Source organism: Chthoniobacter sp. (assembly GCF_040003245.1).
In the GTDB taxonomy this organism is placed as follows: Bacteria; Verrucomicrobiota; Verrucomicrobiia; order Chthoniobacterales; family Chthoniobacteraceae; genus Chthoniobacter.
The window spans coordinates 1-6,308 of sequence record NZ_JBDUCX010000326.1 but is presented as its reverse complement, the minus strand read 5'-3'; the positions used below and the strand labels follow the sequence as shown (position 1 = coordinate 6,308).

6 protein-coding genes are annotated in these 6,308 nt (G+C 61.9%); 4 read left to right on the top strand and 2 right to left on the bottom strand.

What is annotated here, in order from left to right; translation table 11 throughout:
- The first annotated feature begins 44 nt into the window (after window positions 1–44).
- A complete protein-coding gene (locus ABJF10_RS28465; protein WP_348547994.1) occupies window positions 45–257 on the top strand; it encodes a DUF433 domain-containing protein in 213 nt (70 codons plus the stop codon).
- The gene (locus ABJF10_RS28460) at window positions 254–574 is read left to right on the top strand and encodes a DUF5615 family PIN-like protein (protein WP_348547993.1); all 321 of its coding nucleotides are present in this window, start codon (window positions 254–256) and stop codon (window positions 572–574) included. The genes ABJF10_RS28465 and ABJF10_RS28460 overlap by 4 nt, the downstream gene beginning before the upstream one ends.
- A 30-nt stretch (window positions 575–604) precedes the next feature.
- On the opposite strand, the gene ABJF10_RS28455 is transcribed toward ABJF10_RS28460, so the two are convergent.
- Both ABJF10_RS28455 and ABJF10_RS28450 read right to left on the bottom strand, forming a co-directional pair.
- Window positions 605–1,924 carry a DUF1552 domain-containing protein gene (locus ABJF10_RS28455; RefSeq protein WP_348547992.1) on the bottom strand — a complete coding sequence of 440 codons (1,320 nt, stop codon included), beginning with the start codon at window positions 1,922–1,924 and terminating at the stop codon, window positions 605–607.
- Window positions 1,921–4,353: a DUF1592 domain-containing protein gene (locus tag ABJF10_RS28450; protein WP_348547991.1), complete on the bottom strand. Its 2,433-nt coding sequence runs from the start codon at window positions 4,351–4,353 to the stop codon at window positions 1,921–1,923. Before ABJF10_RS28450 ends, ABJF10_RS28455 begins: the two co-directional genes overlap by 4 nt.
- Before the next feature lie 159 nt (window positions 4,354–4,512).
- On the opposite strand from ABJF10_RS28450, the gene ABJF10_RS28445 reads away from it, so the two are divergent.
- Both ABJF10_RS28445 and ABJF10_RS28440 read left to right on the top strand, forming a co-directional pair.
- Entirely contained in the window at window positions 4,513–5,418 is a 906-nt protein-coding gene (locus ABJF10_RS28445) for an alpha/beta hydrolase (protein WP_348547990.1), read from the top strand.
- 151 nt (window positions 5,419–5,569) lie between these two features.
- The gene (locus tag ABJF10_RS28440) at window positions 5,570–6,157 is read left to right on the top strand and encodes a hypothetical protein (protein ID WP_348547989.1); all 588 of its coding nucleotides are present in this window, start codon (window positions 5,570–5,572) and stop codon (window positions 6,155–6,157) included.
- The last annotated feature ends 151 nt before the right edge of the window (window positions 6,158–6,308 follow it).

Sequence of the window (6,308 nt, the reverse complement as noted above, 5' to 3'; positions counted from 1 at the left end):
TTTACAAATCTTGAGTCGTTCGCGTATCCCTGTATCTTGGCGGTGTGCGCAAGAAAATCATCAGTTCGGCACCTGACATCATGGGCGGAACGCCCGTTTTTGCGGGCACCCGTGTGCCAGTACAAACGCTGATCGACTACCTCGAAGGCGGCGAATCGATCGACGATTTTCTTGAAGGATTTCCAACCGTAACGCGCGAGCAGGTGATCGGCTTCCTGGAAGAGGCTAAAAAGCGGATGGTGGCTGGGGCGGCGTGAAAATCCTGCTGGATGAGTGCATCGACCGGCGGCTGGCCAGGGATTTGAAGGGACATGTAGTGAAAACGGCGCCGCAAATGGGATGGGCTGACATTAAAAACGGTCGTCTGCTGGCGTTGGCCGAAAAGGAATTTGAGGTGTTCGTGACCATGGATCGAAACCTGTCTTTTCAGCAGCATCTACCGAAATTCCAGATTGCCGTTTTGGTGTTGAAGGCATATTCGAATCGGTTGGTGGATTTGCAGCCGCTCGCGCCAAAAATACTCGCGGTCTTACCGACTCTCCAAGTCGGAGTGGCTACATTGATTGGCGCATAAGACGGCCAAACCTGAGGTGCGGCCGTTACGTTACCCCAGATTCAGCACGCCACCTTCGCAGAGCTCGGCTTTGCCAAAGGTCTGGAGCTGATCGTGGCCCATGGCGTGGGCGAGGGTGAGCCAGAGGCGGTTGTGCGGGACTTTGTCGAGCTTCAGGCTGCGGCCCATCTTGAAGCCGGGACAGCCGCCGATCATCACGCAGGGGATGTTGTCGAGGGTGTGGCTGTTGCCTTTGCCGAGTTCGTTGGTCCAGACGATGAGGGTGTGGTCGAGCATGCTGCCTTCGCCCGCGGGCTCGGGAGTCTCGGCAAGGCGCTTGGCAAGATAGACCAGTTCGCCGCAGAACCACTGGTTGATCTTCTGCAGCTTGGCGTAGGAATCCTTGTTGGTGTCGGGCTCGTGGGAGAGGGAGTGGTGGCCTTCCTGGATGCCGAGCCAGCGCATCTGCGCCTGGCCGACGGAGCGCATGTATTGCAGCGTGGCCACGCGCGTCATGTCGTTGGCGAGCGCGTTGACGAGCAGGTCGATCTGCATGCGGCTGATCTGCGGGGTGTTGTCGTTGACGAGCTCGACGCTCGGATCCAACTCGGGCATCGGGTGTGCGAGCTTGGCGTCCGTGTCGGTGCGCTGGAGTTCCTGCTCGAGATTGCGGACGAGTGTGACGTGCTGGTCGAGCAGCGCCTTATCGCGCGCGCTGAGCTTGGCGGAGACCTTGGTGAGATCGTCGCGCACATCGTCGAGGATGCTCACTAGGCTGTCCCGGTCTTTCATCTTCCCGTAGAGCTTACCGAACATCTGGTAGGGATTATCGATCGGCGCGACCGGCTGGTTCGCTCCCGAGTAGCTCATCCGCGTCCAAGGATCGGCGCGATCCGGCACGGCGACGCCGAATTCCAGCGAGCCGAAACGGGTGTGGGTCGCGGCCTGGCCCTGGAGGAAGTTTTTGATCTCCTGGTCGATCGAGATGCTGCTCGCCCAGCCGGCCGGGCTGCCGCCACCGCCGCGGATATTGCCGGGCAGGAGTTCATTGGCGGTGAGCAGGCAGCTCATCCCGCGCATGTGGCTGTCGCCATCGCCGCGGATTTTATTGTAGACGCCGTTGAGGATCAGCGTGCGGTCCTTGTACGGCGCGAGGCCCTCGAGGATCGGCTTGAGCACCAGTTCCTCGCCGGCGGGATCGGGCCAGAACTCATTCGGCAGCGTGCCATTTGGCGAAAACATGATGATCACCCGCTGGCGCTTCTGCGGGAGCGTCGCGCCCCGGAGGCTCGGCAGGCCCGCGAGGAAAGGCAGCGCGGCGGCGGAGACGCCCAGATGTTGCAGGAATTGGCGGCGGTTCAGGGTGCTCATAGTGGATGGGGTGCGGCGGCGGGCGGCGGTTTCACTTCTTGCGCGACCTTGGTGTCGGGCTCGGGAATGCCCCGCGCGGCGGCGACGGTGGCGATATCGGTCAGAAGCTTGCGGATATTGAAGCCGGAATTGGCGAACGATTGCCGCAAATTCTCCAGCGTGTCCGGCCCATAAACATTCACGGCTTGCTTCGCGGTGTACTGGAAAAGCAGATGGATGAAGGCGCGATGGCCACTCGCGTTTTCCGCCGCGAATTTCACGAGATCACGCGCGCCGGTAAGCCGGATCGTGTCGCCTTCGTCGGTATTGAAATCGCTCACCGCGTTGATCGGCTTGTTATTGTCCTGCGTGCGCCAGCGGCCGATCGCATCGTAATTCTCCAGGCTGAAGCCAAGCGGATTGATGGTGCCGTGGCAGCCCATGCAATTCGTGTTCTTCGTCAGTTCGGTAATTTTTTCCCGCATGGTAAGATGCGCGTCGAACTTGGCGTCCTCGAACGCCACGGCCATGGGCGGTGGCTTGAGCGTCATGCCTACGATGGTGCGGGTGAGGAACACGCCGCGATGAATGGGCGAGGTCGCCTTGCTCGAAGCAAAGGCGGCGAGCAGATACGGGTGCGTGACCACGCCGGCGCGCTGCTTCGGATCGAAGTCCACGCGTTGAAATCCGTCACCCGCGACGCTCTTGCCGTAAAGCTTCGCCAGGCGCGCGTTGAGCAGCAGGTAATTGGCCTGGAGCAGTTCGCGGTAGTCCGAGTGTTCGCTCCAGACGACCTGATCGAGGAAAAGATTCAGCGACGTGCGCAAGTCGGCGAGCACCTGCGCATCGAATTCCGGGAACGACTTCGGGTCTTTCGAGATCGCTTCCGCGCGTTCCAGCTCCAGCCAGTAGTGGAAGAAGCCGCGCAGTTTGGCCTTGGTGCGCGGATCGGTCATCATCCGGCTGGCCTGCGCGGCGATTTGCTCGCGGGTGCGCAGCTTGCCCTCGGCAGCGGCCTGGAGCAGCTTTTGATCGGGGATGGAATCCCAGAGGCTCAACGCGAGCCGTGCCGCGACAGCGTAGTTGTCCGGCGGACCTTCCGTCGGAATTTCCGGGTAAAGAAAGCGCGGCGACTTGAGCGTGAAAAGGACCACCCGCTTGACGGCGATCTCGGACGTCTTTGCCGCGTCAAACTGCTTCACGATGAAGTGCTGGTAATTCTCGTCGCTCAACGGCCGCCGGAAGGCCGCCTCGGCGAAGCGCCGCGCGAAGAGCTTCAGCTTGTCCACGCGATCGGGCGCGGTGGATTTCGACCCGGAGAGTTCGTCGAGGTGATTGTCCACGTGCTCCATCACGTCGAGCGCGGCATCCGTGGTGGCCTGGTCCCATCCTTTCGAAACGCCGGTGCCCCGTTCGTAGCCGACGCTGCGGTCATCCGCCGGGAAGGCTGTCTTCACGATCATCGTCTCGCGCGGACGGTCGGGCGAAAGGCACGCCTGCGGGATGGTCTCGACCACGCCGTGCGGCGGCTTCCATTGCAACTCGATCGAGGCCGTCTTTTCCTTGAACTTGAAAAACTCCAGCGAGAGCAGATACGAGCGCCCGCCGAGCAGATAGATGCTCCGCTTCTCCTCGCGCACCTCCGGTCCGCTGCTCACCCACGCGTCGACGAGCAGGTTCTTCGGGTCGTTCACCGCCAGCCGCACGCCATTCTCGCTCTTGACGATGAACTCGTAGGTGCCGGTTTCTTCCGCGTAGACCGAGCCTTCCCAGCGCACGGAAAATTCATTGGGCCCCATCTTTTCCGGGTCCGGGCTTCCCGCGGCGAAGTGGAAAGCGACCTGCGGATCCATTCGGTCGAACCGCACTTTCTCCGGATCCTTCTTCTTCTCCTCGGGCTTCTTGACTGGCGGCTTCTCGTCCGGCTTCACTTCGGTGGAAGCGGGAGCGGGCTCCGCGGGCTTCTCGATCACGATGCCGGAATAGTGCGCCTTGAGCCCGCGTTCCGTGCCCATCGGCTTGTCGAAGCCGGGCCGGAAGCGGCCCACGACATCGGCTACTGCCGTGCGATATTGCGCGATGGTCAGCCGGGAAATATCAAACTCCGGCGGGTGCAGCCGCGCCTGCGCCCGGGCCGAATAGAATGTTTCGTAAATATAAGCCGCCACCCTGGAGGCATCCTCACCCACGCACGTGCCCACATCGTCATCGGGCATGGTCCGCGCGATGCGCTTGGTCAGCGCCTCGACGGAGCGATTGCCGTGCAACGGCTCGTCGTATTTGTCCACGACCCCCTGGCCCTTGTCCCCGTGACACGAGGCGCACATCTTCTGGTAAATCTCCCCCCCGGTGCGCTCTGCCGCCTGCGCCGCCAGCGGCAGCCCGATGAGCAAGGCCCCGCACGCCAAGGGCGCGAATCTCAGGAAGGCAGGGTAATGGAGTTGGTTCACAGTTTCAGGGGGCGGAGCACAGGAATATAGAGGCAAAATTCCGATCACTCCACGCCGGACTAGCAAAACCTCTCCGGCGGCGTTCTCTTAGGGGGCCGGTCAGAGTAGATTCGACTACCCCTCTGCCCCCTCCGCTGGTATGTGCTGGAAAGATCCCCCATGAAACAACTCGTCTTCCTCTGCGCGCTCGTTTTCACGCTCACGCCCATCGTTTCCGCCGAACCAGCCAAACCAGACAAGGTGCTTAAGCTCTGGGAAGGCAAGCCGCCGGGTGATTTCACGGCCCCCGGGCCCGAGACGCTCACCGAGCCGAAGCCGACGGACAAGCTGCCCATCCAGCGGCTGACCAATGTGACCGAGCCCCGGCTGGAGTTCTATTTGCCGGAAAAGAAGAACGGGAATGCGGTGATCATCGTGCCCGGCGGGGGATTTGGGGTGCTGGCTTCGCAGCATGAAGGATCGGAACTGGCGACGTGGTTTCGCGATCGTGGATTCGTCGCCGCGGTGCTCCAGCATCGCTGCCCGACGAACAAGCTGCCGAAGATGTGGGAATTTCCCGCCATGGACACACAGCGCGCTGTGAGCCTGCTGCGGAGCAAGGCGGCCGATTTCGGGGTGCAACCGGATCACATCGGGCTGTTCGGCTTCAGCGCCGGTGGGCAGGTCGCCTTCATCGCCACGACGAATGATGACGCCCGCCTTTATCCCGCCGCGGACGACATCGACAAGGTGAGCTGCCGCCCGGATTTTCTCATGCTCTGTTACGCGTGGCACATTCTCGCGGACAATTCGCTCACCGAGCTGAAGCCCGAGATTCACATCAGTGCGAAGACCCCGCCGACGTTCCTCGCGCAGGCCAACGATGACAAAGGCTCGCTGGCCGAAGGCAGCACGCTGGCCTTTCTCGCGCTGCGCAAAGCGGGCGTCTCCGCAGAGCTGCATATCTATTCTACGGGCGGGCACGGCTTTGGTCTGCGGCCGAATGACACCCAGGCTCCGGGTGACTGGCCGGGGCGCCTGGAATTGTGGCTGAAAGCGCGCGGGCTGCTGGGCGCAAAATCCTGAGGCGTTTTCGTGGTTCGCCTCGACTGCGGAAAGCCTTTGCTTTTGCAAATGGGTTTCGGCACTCTCCGCCGGAAATTTCGCCACCTTGGGAGTCTTCAAGCATGAGTTGGTATTACGCCGAAAATAATGAGCGTGGAGGTTCTGTTAACGAATGACGCCCCGGCTCGTTGCCTGCACGAAGTGCCGCACGCCGCTGCCTCTCGTGCTCTACAATGTGCACGACCTGCGGGCCTGTCCGTCCTGCCGGGCGAAGCTGCAGATTGAGGTGTTCCCGGCGGTGCTGCGTCCGCCCGGCCCGGGTTCAGTCGGCGAGAAGGTCGTTATCGATGGGGAGGCGACCTGCTTTTTCCATGCGACGAAGAGAGCCGTGGTGCCCTGCGATAGCTGCGGTCGCTTTCTCTGCGCGGTCTGCGACGTGGAGATGAACGGTGAACACCTGTGTTCGTTGTGCATCGAATCGGGCAAGAAAAAGGGCCGGATGCAAAAGCTGGAGAACAAGCGCACGCTCTACGACAGCCTCGCGCTGGCCGTCGCCATCATCCCGATCATTATCGTCTGGCCGACGATCGTGACCGCGCCGATCGCGCTTTACCTGGCCATCCGCCATTGGAATGCGCCGTCCAGCGTAGTGCCGCGCACCCGCTGGCGGTCGGTGCTGGCGATCATCATCGCGCTGTTGGAAATCGGCGGCTGGATAGCCGTGGTCGTCGCGATTTCCACGGCGAAGCCGCACCACTGAGTTTATGGCCCGCACTCCCAATCCTTACACCAAACTCGGCGGACGCGGCCTGCGCCGGGTGGCCTTTGGCATCACCGCCACGCGCTGCCGGCTTTGGCTGGGCGAGGATCATTTGCTGGCCGTGGACGCCACGCTGGTTTCCGAGGAGTAT

What these genes read in the sequence shown, in the direction of transcription:
- ABJF10_RS28455 (WP_348547992.1), bottom strand. Translation starts at nt 1,924, where the DNA reads ATGAGCACCCTGAACCGCCGCCAATTCCTGCAACATCTGGGCGTCTCC.
- ABJF10_RS28445 (WP_348547990.1), top strand. Translation starts at nt 4,513, where the DNA reads ATGAAACAACTCGTCTTCCTCTGCGCGCTCGTTTTCACGCTCACGCCC.
- ABJF10_RS28440 (WP_348547989.1), top strand. Translation starts at nt 5,570, where the DNA reads ATGACGCCCCGGCTCGTTGCCTGCACGAAGTGCCGCACGCCGCTGCCT.